Origin of the sequence: Fodinibius salipaludis, from assembly GCF_002287075.1 — a bacterium.
Taxonomy (GTDB): domain Bacteria; phylum Bacteroidota; class Rhodothermia; order Balneolales; family Balneolaceae; genus Fodinibius; species Fodinibius salipaludis.
Window position 1 is genome coordinate 111,889 of sequence record NZ_NSKE01000004.1, and the last position, 17,042, is coordinate 128,930.

Sequence of the window (17,042 nt, forward strand, 5' to 3'; positions counted from 1 at the left end):
CATTGTGTAAGACCTTTGGAATTATGGCAAGTAACGATCAGCACATATCACTTTCTCCACTCAGAATAACGGTCGTTTATCTTATCGTTGCTGCACTCTGGATTGCCTTTACCGATCGACTGCTTGAATCATTGGTTACTGACGCTCAAGCCCTTTCCATACTACAAACCTACAAAGGCTGGTTTTACGTCTTACTTACGGGTGCCGGCTTATATTGGCTGATACAAAAACACGACCAGCAGCTTCAAAGAAAAGAACGGAAGCTCGAAAACCTGCTAAAAGAAGTACAGTCCGAAAAAGAGCTTAAAGATGTTTTATTTGAACAGATACCAGTTCTGATCACCATCTATGATCCCGACTTGGAGGTATTTGAAGTCAACAAAGAATTCGAAAAGGTAACCGGGTGGTCAAGTAAAGAAATTGAGCAGGACCGCATCAACTTGCTGGAAGCCTGCTATCCTGACTTGGAGACACGCGAAAAAGTTGTTGACTTTATGAATAGTCCCGGTGTTGGGTGGAAGGAGATTGACACAACTACAAAATCGGGAGAAGAAATACCTATCTCATGGACCAACGTACGTCTTACTGATAACACTTCAGTCGGTATTGGCCTTGATATGACCGATATCAAGGCCTCGCAGACAAAAGTTCGGGAATCACGCAAATTACTTAAAAAGATTTTCGAGAGTCTGGAATCAAGCCTCATTGTTGTAGATCCTAAAAACCGTACCATCGTTGACTGCAACAGTGCCACAGAAAAAATATTCGGCTACAGCCAAGATGAGCTTATCGGCAGGCCAACAAGCTTACTCCATATCGATGATGAAAGGTATCAGAAATTTGATGAGATCGGTGCTGAAGTCCTCAACAAGAAAGGTGTTTTTCAAACTGAATACCAGATGCAAATGAAAGACGGTACAGTCTTTCATTCCGATCATACGGTTACACTGGTATATGACGAAGATGGAAACGTCAGCAAAGCCATCAGCGTTATCCGAGATATCACGGAGCGGAAAAACAAAGAAAAAGAACTTAAAAAGCAACAAGAACGGTTACTGCGATCCCAGAAAATTGGGAATATTGGCGACTGGGAATTCAATACCAAAACCGAGAAGATAAGTTGGTCGCCAACGATGTTTGAAATCTTTGAACGCAACCCAGAATTGGGACCTCCTTCCTATGATGAAATCCAAACAAATTACTATGGAGCTGACAGCAAAAAACACAATAAAGCCGTTGAAGGAGCTCTTAAGAAGAAAGAGTCCCATGATATTGACCTGCAAGTACAAACTGACAAAGGCAATAAGAAGTTTGTACGAGTAATAATAGTACCCAAAGAAAATGATAAGGGTGAAGTTGTAAAATTGTTGGGTATTGTTCAGGATATCACCCACCGTAAGTATTATGAACAAAAACTTAAGCAGCGAAATACCTTTATTGAAAATACGATTCAAAATTTACCTATTGGTGTAGCTGTCAATTCTATTGATGATGGGAAAGTCACCATCATGAATAAACAATTTGAGGAAATCTATGGATGGCCCAGAGAGATACTTAAAGACGTAGATAGCTTTTTTGAACACGTCTATCCTCATGATGAATTCCGCCAAAAAATAAGGAATCAGGTCATGCAAGATTTGCAAAGTGGACAAACCGAACGCATGAGCTGGAAAGGAGTTCCGATTACTACACAAGATGGGAAAGATAAAATCGTCAATAATAAAGCCATTCCTCTTCATGAACAAAACTTAATGATTTCAACCGTCATTGATGTCACTAAACAAAAAAAGCTGGAAGAAGAACTAAAAAAAGAAAAACAACGTTTTCAACTGGTTGCACAAACAACCAGTGATGTTATCTGGGATCTTGACCTGACCGACAATACCATCTGGTGGAGTAAAGGTTTTGAAGACCATTTTGGCTATGACAGAAGTAAACTGGCTGATGATCTTTCATCTTGGAGCGACCATATCCATCCAGAGGACAGGACCCGGGCTACTGAAAGTTTGAAAAAAGCCTTACAAGGAGAAGACAAATTTTGGCAAGAACAATATCGGTTTAAGCTGGCCAATGGGTCTATAGCCCACATTATTGATCAGGGAATAATTATTAGAGATGACAACGATAAGGCGATACGTATGGTGGGTACCTTAAATAATATTACCGAACGCATTGAAGCTGAACAGAAGCTCCGCGAATCAGAGAAAAAATATCGGCATCTGTTTGAAAATAATCCCGAACCCATGTGGATTTATAATCCGGAGACGTTAGAATTTGTAGAAGTAAACCAAGCTGCTATCGACCACTACGGTTACACGGAAGAAGAATATTTGAACATGACATTATTAGATATTCGCCCTGAAAAAGATTCCAAAGCATTAAAACAGAATGTAAAAGAAAATGTGGGGAGTGCATCGTATTCAGAAGAATGGGTCCACTTAAAAAAGGACGGAACAGAAATCACTGTTGAACTTTCTGCTGCCGATGTTAAATATGACAAAGACAAAAATTACCGGCTGGTGCTAATCAATGATATTACCAAGCAAAAACAAATGCAGGAAAAGATCATCCAATCTGTAATTGAAGGGGAAGACCGAGAACGAAAACGGATTGCTCACGAGCTACACGACGGACTTGGACAATACCTGGTAGCGGCCAGTATGAACCTGCAATCAGCCAAAATAGATATTGAAAAATTAAACAAAAAACGCCAGAATCAGTTTGAAACCGGGGTATCGCTGCTTAAAAATGCTCTTTCTGAGACTCGTAGTATTGCCCATAACTTAATGCCCAAAGCTATTGCGGATTACGGTCTTCTTGCAGCAATTGAAAACCTCATCAACGAATTTAAAAAAAGCACAGATATTTCGCTTCATTTCGACCATAATTGCCATGATCTGAAACTTAAGGATCAGGCTGAGGTTAATATATACCGTATTTTTCAGGAGATAATTACCAACGCTATTCGCCACTCTGAATGCACCCAAATAGATATTACATTGCAACTGAAAGATGATTCACTTAAACTAATGATCAAAGACAATGGGATTGGGGCACAGCTGGATGAAAAAGATGATGAAGCTGGCTTGGGATTGCAGAGTATAAAAACACGAGTTAACAGCCTGAAAGGATCCCTTGATATTAATTCAGAGCCCGGCAAAGGGATGGAAACGATCATCATCATCCCAGGAGTTAGTAACCTAAAATCTAATAATACGGATCATGGCTGATATCAAAATATTATTAGCGGATGACCACGATATTGTCCGCGACGGGATAAAGATGCTGCTGGAAGATGATGTAGGATTTACCATCACAGCTGAAGCTGAAAATGGGAAAGAAGCAATCGAGGCATGCAAAAATCACGATATCGACCTGATTATCATGGATATCAACATGCCGGAGATGAATGGCATTGAGGCCACCGAAACAATTAAAGAATCATTTCCCGAAATAAAAATATTAGCGCTTACTATGATGGACGAGGATCAACATATTCGTGAAATGATTGAAGCCGGTGCCTCGGGCTATATCCTGAAGAGTTCCGATAAAATGGAACTTGTCGATGCGATTACTACTATCTTGGATGGCAAACACTATTTTAGTGATGACGCGACCCAAAGTGTAATGATGGATATTGTAAAGGGCACCAATCAAAAAGATAACTCCGATCCCGGAAATATTACTAAACGAGAAAAAGAAGTGCTCGAACTGATTGTAGAACAATATACTAATCAAGAAATTGCAGAAGAGCTATATATAAGTACCCGTACAGTAGATGCCCACCGCCGGAATTTGCTACAAAAAACGGGCGCCAAAAATACAGCCGGACTCGTTACTTATGCCATTAAATATGACTTGGTGGATATCGAATAAATTCCGCCCTCTCGCACACTTTATTTATTCCATTTCCTTTCAAATAGATGTGACTCTTCTACTCATAGGCTTTTTTACCTATCACCAAAATAGGCTTTTCAAGTTATATCAAACCTATGTTAAAAATAGTAGGTTAAGATATATCATCTAACTAACACAACGGCATGCAAATATTACTCGTTGGTGAAAAGTCTTCTATTACCACTACTATAAAAACGATGCTTCAATTAATAGAAGACTGGTCGATTCAGCTTTATTCTGATTTAGATAATCTGGGTAATTCAAAAGAGATAAAAGCTGAATTTGACCTCCTGGTTGCCAATATTGAGGATTTTAACCAAGCTTCTACAGAAGTAGTTTCCAAAATATGTGACCAGTTTCCCGACACTCCACTCCTCGTTGTTCATTCATATCTTAACAAAGAACTAATAAAGCCGATGATTACTGCTGGGGCTATAGGATATATCCGAAACGATGTATCAGAAGACAAGCTCATTGAAGCTGTACAAAAAGTTGCCTCAGGGACGAAGTGCATTATAACAGAATCTACCTAATAATTGCTACGCTTTTTGCGTTACTAAAAATATAGGCTTTTAACCTGTTTCCCGGTCTTATACAATTGATGATTTTATGCTCTCATAATCTCATTAACCCAAAAAGACTATGACTAATTCAAGTTTTTCCGATATTAATTTAGATACCACCTTCCTCGATAGCCTGCTTGCCCATGTGGCAATTGTTGATGACAGCGGCACCGTTGTAGATTACAACGAAGCGTGGAACCGGTTCAATGACGAATCTGCTCTCATTAAAAGGGCAGATAGTGGCGTGAATTATTTTAATGTCTTACAACGAGCTATCGAGATGGGGGACGACTATGCTCTTAAATTTTTATTAGGATTAAAGAAAGTTCTAAATCAGGATAAAACCTCCTTCACTCTTACCTATCCTTTAAAAACAGATACCAATTCTTTTTGGTTTAACTTAACCATTCGTCCGTGCAGCGATGATCATTCGTATTTTGTGATGATGCACGAGGATATCACCGCCTCGATGAAAGCAAAATATGAGAAACAGGAAAGTGAGGACCGATTTGAAGTAAAATTTGAACAGAGCATTGACGGTATTTTTATCACTGATAGCGAGGGTAATATCTTAGAAGCAAACCAAACGGCCAGTAATATTTTGGGATGGGATCAGGATGAGCTTGTTGAACTTTCGCTGGATACGGTTATAGATGTTGAAGATCCAAGATATAAAGAGGCTGTTAAACAGCAAGAAAAATCGGGGACTTATTCACTGGAACTTGATTTTATTAATAAGCAGGGCAATACCATCCCTACAGAAGCAACTTCACGAACCTATCGCAATCCGGATGGCAAATTACGATCTATTCTGTCCTTCCATGATATCAGCCGACGTAAGGAAGTTGAGCGCGACCTATTCCAAACCAAGCAATTTACCGAATCTGCCCTGAACAGTATTCCGGGTGTATTTTTTGTAATGGATAGGAATGGGAGCTTCATTCGCTGGAATGAAAATATGGTAACGAAGCTGGGTTACAATGCCGAAGAGCTGGCCCAGAAAAAAGCAAGCGATTTTATTATTGACAAATATAAAGAAAAGGCTCAAAAACAGATTGAACGCTGTATTGAAGAGGGAGAAATATCAGTTGAAACAAAATTAATTTCCAAAAAAGGGCAACTAAAAGAGTATTCTATTTTTGCCAAGCGATTTGTGGAAGATGGCAAAGTGTATATTGTAGCTACCGCCATTGATATTACCGAACGTAAAAAAATTGAGCGCGAAAATCGTAAAAACCAAATTATGCTCGAACAGCTTTTTGATAATTCACCGGTGGGCATCACAATTGTTGATAACGACGATAACATCCAAAAAGTTAACAACAGTTTTGAAGAGATTTTTGGATATACCAAAGATGAAGCTAAAGGGCAAAACATTAATTCCCTCTTAGCTACCGAAGAAAAACAGAGCGAAGCAGAAGCCATTTCTCTGGCCACACAAAAAGGAGAAAGCCTGCAAACAGAAACAATTCGAGTCAATAAAGACGGAAAAGAAGTTCCGGTTTTAATCGGTAGCGTTCCCGTTACCTTAGAGGACGATATTATTGCCATCTATGGTATCTATGTAGATGTATCTACCCAACACAATTACCGCGAAAAAATAAAAGAAGCGTTGTGTGAAAAAGAAGCACTTCTCTCGGAACTGCATCACCGGGTAAAAAATAACCTGGCCCTTATTACCAGTCTTGTAGAACTGCAGCTTTTTGACGCTAACAATGACAAGTTGGAAGAGGAATTGAAGAATATTAAGAATCGTATTATGACCATCGCCTCCATCCATGAGGTACTCTATCAAAATGGTAATCTTACGAATATTCCTTTTACAAACTTTATACAAGAGTTGGTAAATACCCGGATGATTCAAAACCAACGGGATACTAACAACATACTACAGATTAATATCCCTACACAAGAACTCTCCCTAAGCATTAATCAGTCTATTCCCAGCGGACTATTATTAAATGAAATACTATCCCTCATATTCAGTTTCACTGATAAAGAAAAAAGTTCTTCTATAGATATTCAGCTACGCGAATTCGGCAATAAAGTGCATCTTATTGTTGAGGGAGATCGAATTGTAAACTGTCCCGATGAGGTTAAAAACAATAGCTCACTGCACAATATCCTGATAGAAACATTGGCTAAACAGCTTGGAGGAACGCTTATTTGGCCAAATTCAGACAGCGATTATCAAAAGTTTGAGTTCTTTTTTACTAAAGAAAGCGGATCCAGCCCGGCAAGTGAGTATCTTGAAGTGGCCGAATAGCAAGTTTCCTATAGGACCGTGGATCTTTTCTGATCCACGGTCAATTTCAACGGCGAACACAATCCCCATTGTGTTTAAAGGCAGGCCTGACCAAAGGTCTGCCTTTTTTATTTTGATTATGATCCCCCTATATCTCATTTCTCAAGAAAATTTCCTCCAAAATTGGTTTTTATCAGCCAATGTTTATCATAACCCCCATGAATAAATTTATCCGGAAAATTTTAACCTCAAACCTCATTCGCTCTACCTGGCGACGAGTTATCCATCTCTGGAAGCCGATGGTAGCGTGGACCATACTCACATGGGGAATCATTGCTATAATTTTAGCTCCTATTTCGTCTGCCGTACTTGGCCTTGAATTTTTCCGCCGTGGACAACTTATAGTTGGAAATGAACAGCTCATTACCTGGCTGCTATCCCCTGTTGGCATAGGTTATATTTTACTCGGTACTGCCCTCATCCTTACCGGATGGATACTTCGGTTTGCCGGGATATTCCAGATTGTGGCTGATGACCTCTATAACCAAGTGGCAGATTTTCGAAGTATTATATTCCGTATCCTCAGTAAAACTCATCTATTATTTCGGCTGTGTTTGTTTATTGTGACAACAGGGCTACTCCTGTTATTACCGCTGGCTGCAGGCTTGGCTTTGATATATGAGCTATTACTGGATAGCTATGATATTAATTATTACCTCTCGGCAACTCCGATCGAATGGCATATTGCTATCATCATATCGGCAATTTGGTTTTTAACCTGGCTATCGGGAATTGCCTTTTTAGCCGGCCGACTTGTGCTTGCACTGCCAACTTATCTTCACAGTCAAAAATCCATCAGCGAATCGTTACAATATGCCTGGCAAATTAGCACTCAAAGATCAAAAAAGCTTCTAAAATCTATTTTTTCTGCTATCAGCTTTTGGGTAATTATCCGGTTTATAACAGACACTATTCTTTTTGGGGTATCCTTTTGGATTATCGGCTTGATAAGTGATTTCACAAATAGCTTGCGAATCATCGCACTTGCAACAGGAATTTATTTAATGGGCTCTCTCTTTCTTGATGCTATCATATCCTTTTTGGGATTTTCTTACGTATCAACACTTATTACCAAGCTTTACTTTCAGGATGTTCCAAAGATCAATGCTATTTCGGCCCCACCCTCCCGATATAAATTCAAAAAACTCGGATCTATTTTAAAAAAGGTTGTTCAACCAACGTTACTCTTTTCGGTAGTTGGTGGCATTATTTTCATTAGCTTTGTTTTTAGTGGCTATATAATAGAACAGATCCCAGAGACCAAAAACAGCCAAGTTAAAATAGCAGCGCATCGAGCAGGCCCGGCTCCCGCCCCCGAAAACACACTGCAAGCTCTCGACCTTAGCATGCAGACAAAAGTTGAGTGGGCCGAGATTGATGTCCAGCTAAGCCGTGATAGCGTGGTCGTAGTAGCACACGACTTTGATCTTATGCGTATAGCCAATAATCCGGCTCCAATCTCTAAGACAGATTATGATCATCTACAAAAGCTTCTTCAGAAAGCATATTCTAATGGCAAAAGCTCTCAACAAAAAATACATACACTCGATGATTTCTTAGCTGCAAGCCGTGAAAATATCGGGCTGATGATTGAGCTAAAACAATCCACTGAGGCATTAGCTCGTAAAGTTATTGATGTTATTCAAGAAAGAGCCATGGAGAATGATGTTATAATCATGTCACTGGATATCGACACTATACGACTGATACAAAAAAAGGCTCCACAAATTACCGTAGGCTACGTGTCTGCTTTTTCGGTAGGTGATAAAAGTCAATTACCCGTTGATCTTCTGGCGATAAATCACAGAGCTGTTACTCCCTCACTAATCAACCAAACGCAACAACAAAATATTGAAGTCTACGCCTGGACCGTCAATCGTGCAAATATCATGGCAACCATGATTGAATATAATGTGGATGGTATTATCACAGACAAGCCAAAGCTCGCCATTGAGGTACGAGAAGAATTGCAAAATTTATCTGCGACCGAACGACTTTTACTGCAATTCAACCAGCTAATAACTATTGAAATAGATTAGCAAATCAAAAAACTATTGGTTATCGTTTTCGCTCTTATTATAACTTATAATTTACTGATTTTTACGACGTAAATTTGCTTCTGCCTAAAATCTCTTACATAATAGGATTTTAAAAGTACATGACTTTTCAAATAGATATTCATCAATAAGAACTACTCAGACTTATTTCCAATTAACTATCAGATTATGAAAAAGCTATTTCTTACCGTTGTTATCGTATGTTCACTTTTTACTACTTCACTTGCTCAGTCAGATGAGCCTTTTGCCCGATTTCCTTCAATAAGCCCCGATGGCTCTACCATTGCATTTTCGTATCAGGGCGATATATGGACCGTACCAGCTGAAAGCGGGCGCGCCTGGCGGTTAACTCTTCACGAAGCGTATGAGGCCTACCCCCAATGGAGTCCCAGCGGCAACCAAATTGCCTTTACCAGCGACCGTCACGGGAATGATGATGTTTTTGTAGTGGATAAAAACGGCAGCCAAATCAAACGGCTCACCTATCATTCCACCAACGACGAACTAACCGGCTGGACTCCCGACAACAACGTAATATTTACCAGCAACAGGCTATTCAACCAAGTAGAATGGGAACCCGAGATTCATACTGTTAGTGCCGAAGGCGGTACTCCCGACCGCTTTTTTGATTCTTTTGGGATGATGGCAGAAATGAGTCCCGATGGGCGATTTTTAGTATTTGTCAGAGGGTATAATAAAGAATTTCGAAAGCGATACCGTGGATCAGCCAATAAAGACATTTGGCTCTATGATCTGGAAAACGAAAGTTACCATCAGCTTACCGATTTTAAGGGTAATGACATGTATCCCACCTTTACAGACAACCGGACGCTTTACTTTTTAAGCGAAAGAAACGGGGCGCATAATATCCATAAAGTGGAATTAAATGATGACGGTAACCTAAATTATTCTCCGACCGAAGTTACCAACTTCAAAGAAGATGGTATTCGCTATTTTGATATCGATGATGAAGGACAGCGTATCGTATATGAACGCAAATCAGGGCTTTTTACACTTGATCTCCAAGAAGGTAACAGCAAGCCCTTGCATCTGGATGTTACCCAAGACCAGCGATTTTATAATATTGAGCAAAAAACGTTTACTGAAGATGCGCAGGAGTTTGATGTGTCCCCGAGTGGAGATTGGCTGGCATTTGTCATCGAAGGCGAAATTTTTGTTAAGCATAACGATGCGTCCAAACAACGTTCAGTAAAAGTAACTGACCATCCCTACCGTGATCGTGATGTAGCGTTTTTAAATGATTCTACACTGATATTTGCCAGCGATCGCAACGGTCAATATGATCTTTTTTCGATTCGGCCATCACAAAAAGATACCAATGATCTTTTTGAAAGCCTCCAATTCCAGACAAAGCAGCTTACTAATACGGAACTCGGAGAACGCAATCCCGTAGTTTCACCTAACGGGGAGAAAGTAGCTTTCAATCGCGGCCGTGGCCAACTGGTGGTCTCAGAAATTACCGGGCGTGATAGTATTGGAGATGAAACTATTTTAGTGGATAATGGATGGGCAGAAGCCAGTGATGTTGCCTGGAGTCCTGATAATGAATGGCTGGCGTACTCTATGCCGGATCTCGATTTCAACCATGAAATTTATATTCATCCCGCAGACGACTCCCGGGATCCGGTCAACATCAGCAAGCACCCTCGTCCGGATACCGAGCCGGTCTGGAGTCCTGATGGAAACAAATTAGCCTTTCTGTCAAATCGTAATAACGGTAATGATGATGTCTGGTTTGCCTGGCTCAATAAACGTGACTGGCAGCGCACACAACTCGACTGGGATAAAAGTGAAAAGCCTGAAGTGGTAACAGCCGAAGATACCGCTGGCGTAGATGTATCCATCGACTTCGACGGCCTTTACAAACGGTTACATCAAGTTACGTCGATGCCCGGAGACGAATCAAATATTGCTATCTCCAAAGACGGACAAACATTCTACTTTGTGGGTGATGATGCTGATGAGGACATCTACAAAGCAAAATGGGACGGCAGTGAGATTTCCGCTCTTACCGATCAAGGAGTAAATCCCTACGATCTCAGCTTAAATATCGATTTAAATAGCCTCTATTTTATGCAAGGCGGTGGAAAAATAGGACGCTATGATCTGGAGAAAAACAGTATTGAGCAACTGCCTTATCGTGCAAGCATGAAAATAAATCACAATAAACAACGAGAACAGATTTTTGAGGAGGCATGGCGTAAACTGAACGTCAACTTCTATGACCCCAATTTTCATGGCCAGAATTGGACAGCTCTTAAAAACCACTACAAACCATGGGCTATGCAAACATCAACAGATAAAGATTTTGAAGATGTAGTAAATATGATGCTTGGCGAACTTAATGCAAGCCACATGGGCTTTTACGGATCGGATCGCGCTGAAACGCAAGAAACCCGAACCGGGCTTATCGGTGCTGAGGTTGAACCGACTTCAAATGGAGTTCGGGTTGTTCGCGTGGTTCCCAACTCTCCGGCCGACCGAGAAATGAGCACCCTAAATGTAGGTGACGTTATTATCGCCGTTGGTGGACAACAAGTTACCGAAGTAGATAATTATTTCAGCTTACTATCCGACAGAGTTGATACGCCGACCCTGTTACAGGTTCAAAGCTCTAAAGGTGAAACCCGAGACGTTGTTATTGAACCAACCGGTAGCCTTGGAGACCAACTTTATAATGAATGGGTTGAAAAACGCAAAGAACTTACCGAAGAATACTCAAACGGGAGGTTGGGCTACATTCATGTTGAAGGAATGAACTGGCCCAGCTTTGAGCGTTTTGAACGCGAGCTTGTAGCCACTGGCGAAGGTAAGGAAGGGGTAGTTATCGACGTACGATATAACGGCGGTGGGTGGACGACTGATTACCTGTTAACGGTGCTCAAATATCGCCAACACGCCTATACGATCCCACGGGGAGCAACAACCAATATTTCGAAAAACAAAACTAATTTCCGCGAGCACTATCCCTTTGGTGAGCGACTGCCACTATCCAGCTGGACCAAACATTCCATTGCGCTGGCTAACCAGAATAGCTATTCAAATGCAGAGATCTTTTCTCATGCATACAAACAGTTAGATCTTGGCACATTAGTAGGCGAACCAACGTTTGGCGCAGTAATTTCTACCGGGGGGGCCGGCCTAATGGGCGGTTCATATGTTCGACTACCATTCCGGGGTTGGTTTGTTAAAAATACAGATAACAATATGGATCGCGTTCCGGCAGTCCCTGATGTTAAAGTAATCAATCCCCCGGATTACAGAACCGGTCAGGATGTCCAGCTAAAAGAAGCCGTAGACGAACTACTCAATCAAATAGATCAAGAGTAATAATAATCGATTGGGACTTCGGGAAACATCCTCAACCTTTCTCAAATTTTAGAATAACATTAAGAGCATCGATCAATTTTGGTCGGTGCTTTTTTTGTGCATAAATGCGACTGCTGAATGTCAATCACATTGCATATATGCAATACCGGCCAAATCTACTTTAATCGATTGATCCTTTCTCAGGATAAAAAACCCTCCTGTTTATCCTAAAACCTTTGCTGAAATAAATAATCATCAAATGAATACCTATGGCATATCTCTTGCAGTTATATAAAATATAAAAATAGCAATCAGTGCATCCCTAAGAAATTATAATGGATGCCCTCAAACAAAAATGAGAGGTACGTATTATGAAAGCACTTGTTTATCACGGTCCCGGAAATCGCACTTACGAAGACAAACCCAAACCAGCCATTCAGGAAACAACTGATGCTGTCGTCAAGATTACCAAAACAACTATTTGCGGTACTGATCTTCACATTATGAAAGGAGATGTACCTGCTGTTGAAGATGGAACTACACTTGGTCACGAAGGCGTAGGAATTATCGAAGAAGTTGGTGAAGGAGTATCTAATTTTAAAGAAGGAGATCATGTTCTCATCAGCTGTATCACCGCCTGCGGAAAATGTGATAACTGTAAAAAACAGATGTATTCTCACTGCGAGGACGGTGGTTGGATTTTAGGACATAAAATCGATGGTACACAAGCCGAATATGTACGAATTCCACATGCCGACACCAGCCTTTACCACATCCCAGAGGATGCTGATGAAGAAGCATTGGTCATGCTCAGCGATATTTTACCTACCGGTTTTGAAGTAGGGGTACTCAACGGCAAAGTAAAACCCGGTGATGTGATTGCCATTGTTGGAGCCGGCCCCATTGGTCTTGCAGCACTATTGACAGCCCAATTCTACTCCCCTGCTGAAATCATTATGGTTGACCTCGATGACAATCGCCTCGATGTATCAAAAGAATTCGGAGCTACCGACACTGTCAATAGTGGGGACGAAAATGCTATTGATAAAATAATGGAGCTCACCGATGGCAAAGGAGTAGATGTTTCTATTGAAGCAGTTGGTATTCCTGCAACTTTTGATATCTGCCAGGATATCGTTAAAGCCGGTGGACAGGTTGCTGTGGTCGGTGTTCACGGTACCAGCGTAGACTTTAAGCTGGAAGAACTGTGGATCAAAAATATCACCATGACTACAGGATTGGTTGATACCTATACCATTCCCATGCTGATGAAAACAGTAGGATCAGGCAAGCTGGAACCCGAGCAGCTAATTACTCATCATTTTAAATTAGATGAAATAATGGAGGCTTATGACACCTTTGGTAATGCTGCTGAGGAAAAGGCCCTAAAAATTATTCTCGAAAACAAATAACTAACTCTTCAATTTATCTTTATAAAAAGCCCGTACCTTTTGTACGGGCTTTTTTATTTGAAATATTCTCTCTGGGATATCCTTCAGATCTAACCAACAGACCTTTCTTAAGACGTAAATTTACCTCAGATTTTACTTGCTATATAGATTTAATCTAAATAGTTTCGGGCGTGTTATTTAAAAGTGATCTACATAAGGATGGTTGCTATTCAAAAGCAACAAAACGTTCCTTTAGATTTCACTCTCAATAGCAATTAAATCAGAATTGGAAATAATCTACCATTGTAGGATTTACGTCTTATGAACTACCAAAATAATTTTATTCGCGCCACCTTAACTGCACTGCTATTTTTTATTTTTAGCGCTTCTGTATTTGCCCAATCGGCAAAAATTGAAGGACAAGTTACCAATACCGAACAAAAGCCTGTCCCCAATATTAATATTGCATTACAAGGTACTTCGTTTGGAGATGCCAGTGATTCGCAAGGCTATTATTCGATCACTGAAATTCCCGCAGGAGATTATACCTTGGTCGTTTCTGCTGTTGGTTATACCACCCAACGAAAATCCATTTCAATCGAAAGTGAGGAAGAACTATCAGTCAATATTACACTTTCAGACAAAAATGAAGAACTTCAGGAGATTGTTGTTGAGGGCAATCAAATCAACAAATTTTCTACTGAGTTCAGTGGTTATGTAGCTAAACTTCCCGTTCAGGATTTAGAAAATCCGCAGGTTTATAATACAATTAGTGCTGATCTAATAGAAGAACAGGCTTTAACAAGTTTCGAAGACATTCTTAAAAACGCTCCGGGTGTCTTTAAGCTTTGGGAATCAACAGGACGAGGTGGTGATGGAGCAGGCTACTATGCTATACGAGGATTTTCCATACAGCCACAAATGATGAACGGATTACCTTCACTTACCAACGGTTCACTGGACCCTGCCAACATAGAACGTGTTGAACTTATGAAAGGTCCATCTGCCACTCTGTTTGGCACCAGCGTTACTTCTTACGGCGGTCTTATCAATGTAGTAACTAAAAAACCATATGATACATTTGGTGGACAAGTTTCTTATAAGGCCGGAAGTTTTGGGCTAAATCGTGTTACGGCAGATATAAATATGCCCATTAGTTCTGAAGAAAATATTGCTCTGCGTATTAACAGCGCATATCACAAAGAAAATAGTTTTCAGGATGCGGGATTCAGCGAATCGCTCTTCCTTGCACCTTCCCTTTCGTATGAAGTGAATGAAGACCTCTCCTTTCTGATCAATACAGAACTATACCATTCAGAAAGCACTAACCCACTGATGCTGTTCCTTAATCGTGGTGCACCGCTTGAGGCTAACAATCCATCCGAGTTAGGCTATAATAATGAACTCTCATACACTACTAACGATCTGACCATCAACAATCCTGCCTATAGCCTACAGGGTAAAATGACCTATAACCTTTCAGAAAACTGGACTTCAGAAACGGTTCTTTCCCGCAGTTCTGCTAAATCGGATGGCTACTACAGCTATGTATCTACCATCGGATTCCCCGAAAACATCTATAGCCGCCGTATCAGCGATCAGAACTCTACAACCAATGGGACTGATATTCAGCAAAATTTCAAAGGAGATTTTGAACTGGCTGGCCTACGAAACCGTATGGTTATCGGACTGGATTTTTTCCAAGAGAAAGTGATTAACAATAGTACCGGCTATACTTTGTACGATACTATAAACCTCACCAACAACAATCCTACGCCTATCTCCAAGGCTAAGGTGGATACCATGTTGGCCAGTTCTCCAGTAAATAAAAGTAAAACCGAGCAAAAGGTATATAGCGCCTACGTTTCGGATGTCATTGATGTACTACCCCAGGTTTCGGCTATGCTTAGCTTGCGACTGGATCATTTTGTCAATGAAGGGAATGTCCGTACCGAAAACGACGATTATGACCAAACAACCCTTTCACCCAAATTCGGGTTGGTTTATCAACCGTTCAATGAGCAGCTTTCTATCTTTGGAAATTATATGAACAGCTTTAACAACGTTGCCCCAAAAGAGCAGGGAGACGGTACTATCGAAAGCTTTTCACCGGAACGTGCAAACCAATGGGAAGCCGGCGTTAAAACAAACCTTTTTAACGGGCGTTTAAACGCAACCGCCAGTTATTACGACATCACAGTATCAGATGTTGTACGGTCGGATCCGAACCGAGCTAATTATTCTATTCAAGATGGTGAGCTCTACAGCCGTGGTTTTGAGCTCAGCTTAAATGCAGCTCCTATAAATGGGCTAAATATTACAGCGGGCTACAGCCACAATGAAAGTGAATACACCGTAACCAGCACTGCTGGTGAAGAAGGACGTCGACCGAATGATGCAGGTCCCTCTGACCTCATTAACGGTTGGATAAGCTACGAACTTACCAGTGGACCATTAGCAGGAGCTGGACTTGGATTGGGGGGAAATTATGCGAGCGATAATTACGTCACTAATAATTCCCAAATAGGACGATTTACAATTCCTGCTTATACGGTGTTAAACACCTCAGTATTCTATAATACCGACAATTATCGGTTAACTCTTAAGGTGAATAACTTTACTGATGAGGAATACTATAATGGATGGAGCACAGTAAATCCACAGCGTCCGCGTAATATCACTGCGGGATTCACTTATAAGTTTTAACTATAGCCTGAGCCCCTCATTACAGAGGGGCTTTCTTTATTACGTACTCTATGAAAAAAATAGTTCTATCAACTCTTTTCACACTGTTTATCACTTCTCATCTTTTTGCTCATAACTTGTGGATAGAAACGACTTCTACCGGATCTATCGGAGAATCACAAGAGGTTCATGTATACTATGGAGAATATACCTCTGGTTATTACGAAAAAGTCGATGAAAACTTTAAAGATGTCGCAGATTTTGAGTTATGGGTTGTTACTCCCGACGGGAACCGAATACAATTAGATACCACCCCCGGCCAACAAAAATACACGGCAGAATTCACCCCTGAACAATCTGGTGCATATACTGTCTTTCTTAAAAGCGATCAAGCGGACGTTGTAGATTGGCGTGAATATGATCTGGGGATTTTAAAGCCCAACTTTTATGCCTCAACAATAACAGTAGTGGGTAAAAATACATCCAAGACCACCTCCGACCTTACCGAAGCTAATCCTTTGGTAATACATGATAGTAGTGCTCAACCAAAGCAAGCAGGTGATAGCACTCAGCTCACCGTTTTTTATGAAGGAGAGCCACTAGCCGAACAAGAAATCGTTGTTGGCATAGCTGACCAATGGACCAAAACAGTTTCTACCAACGAAGATGGCAATGTTGAATTTGCCCTTCCCTGGAAAGGACAATACGTCATAGAAACCGTTTATACCGAAGACACATCCGGCACCTTCAACAAAACCGACTACGAGGCTACCCGTCACACTTCAACATATACGATAAAAGTACAATAATTCAT

At 40.7% G+C, this 17,042-nt stretch carries 9 protein-coding genes; all 9 read left to right on the forward strand.

What is annotated here, in order from left to right:
* Positions 1 to 23 precede the first annotated feature (23 nt).
* The 9 genes from CK503_RS06485 to CK503_RS06525 all read left to right on the forward strand — a co-directional run bounded on the left by CK503_RS06485 (position 24) and on the right by CK503_RS06525 (position 17,037).
* Entirely contained in the window at positions 24 to 3,230 is a 3,207-nt protein-coding gene (locus CK503_RS06485) for a PAS domain-containing sensor histidine kinase (RefSeq protein WP_095605983.1), read from the forward strand.
* Positions 3,223 to 3,876 (forward strand): response regulator, encoded by a 654-nt coding sequence (locus CK503_RS06490; protein WP_095605984.1) that lies wholly within the window; start codon positions 3,223 to 3,225, stop codon positions 3,874 to 3,876. The genes CK503_RS06485 and CK503_RS06490 overlap by 8 nt, the downstream gene beginning before the upstream one ends.
* A gap of 164 nt (positions 3,877 to 4,040) precedes the next feature.
* Positions 4,041 to 4,430: a response regulator gene (locus CK503_RS06495; protein WP_095605985.1), complete on the forward strand. Its 390-nt coding sequence runs from the start codon at positions 4,041 to 4,043 to the stop codon at positions 4,428 to 4,430.
* A gap of 109 nt (positions 4,431 to 4,539) precedes the next feature.
* Entirely contained in the window at positions 4,540 to 6,726 is a 2,187-nt protein-coding gene (locus CK503_RS06500) for a PAS domain S-box protein (protein WP_095605986.1), read from the forward strand.
* Positions 6,727 to 6,905: 179 nt separating this feature from the next.
* Positions 6,906 to 8,804 (forward strand): glycerophosphodiester phosphodiesterase family protein, encoded by a 1,899-nt coding sequence (locus CK503_RS06505; protein ID WP_095605987.1) that lies wholly within the window; start codon positions 6,906 to 6,908, stop codon positions 8,802 to 8,804.
* 186 nt (positions 8,805 to 8,990) lie between these two features.
* Positions 8,991 to 12,173, forward strand: a complete 3,183-nt coding sequence (locus tag CK503_RS06510) for a S41 family peptidase (protein ID WP_095605988.1) — start codon at positions 8,991 to 8,993, stop codon at positions 12,171 to 12,173.
* A 350-nt stretch (positions 12,174 to 12,523) separates the two neighbouring features.
* A complete protein-coding gene (locus tag CK503_RS06515) occupies positions 12,524 to 13,564 on the forward strand; it encodes a zinc-dependent alcohol dehydrogenase family protein (RefSeq protein WP_095605989.1) in 1,041 nt (346 codons plus the stop codon).
* Positions 13,565 to 13,864: 300 nt separating this feature from the next.
* Positions 13,865 to 16,249 (forward strand): TonB-dependent receptor, encoded by a 2,385-nt coding sequence (locus CK503_RS06520; RefSeq protein ID WP_095605990.1) that lies wholly within the window; start codon positions 13,865 to 13,867, stop codon positions 16,247 to 16,249.
* Between the two features lie 50 nt (positions 16,250 to 16,299).
* Positions 16,300 to 17,037, forward strand: coding sequence for a DUF4198 domain-containing protein (locus tag CK503_RS06525; RefSeq protein ID WP_095605991.1), 738 nt, complete (start codon positions 16,300 to 16,302; stop codon positions 17,035 to 17,037).
* Positions 17,038 to 17,042: the final 5 nt, after the last annotated feature.

Bases quoted from the DNA above. Each gene is read 5' to 3' on its own strand.
- CK503_RS06485 (WP_095605983.1), top strand. From the start codon at position 24: ATGGCAAGTAACGATCAGCACATATCACTTTCTCCACTCAGAATAACG.
- CK503_RS06490 (WP_095605984.1), top strand. From the start codon at position 3,223: ATGGCTGATATCAAAATATTATTAGCGGATGACCACGATATTGTCCGC.
- CK503_RS06495 (WP_095605985.1), top strand. From the start codon at position 4,041: ATGCAAATATTACTCGTTGGTGAAAAGTCTTCTATTACCACTACTATA.
- CK503_RS06500 (WP_095605986.1), top strand. From the start codon at position 4,540: ATGACTAATTCAAGTTTTTCCGATATTAATTTAGATACCACCTTCCTC.
- CK503_RS06505 (WP_095605987.1), top strand. From the start codon at position 6,906: ATGTTTATCATAACCCCCATGAATAAATTTATCCGGAAAATTTTAACC.
- CK503_RS06510 (WP_095605988.1), top strand. From the start codon at position 8,991: ATGAAAAAGCTATTTCTTACCGTTGTTATCGTATGTTCACTTTTTACT.
- CK503_RS06515 (WP_095605989.1), top strand. From the start codon at position 12,524: ATGAAAGCACTTGTTTATCACGGTCCCGGAAATCGCACTTACGAAGAC.
- CK503_RS06520 (WP_095605990.1), top strand. From the start codon at position 13,865: ATGAACTACCAAAATAATTTTATTCGCGCCACCTTAACTGCACTGCTA.
- CK503_RS06525 (WP_095605991.1), top strand. From the start codon at position 16,300: ATGAAAAAAATAGTTCTATCAACTCTTTTCACACTGTTTATCACTTCT.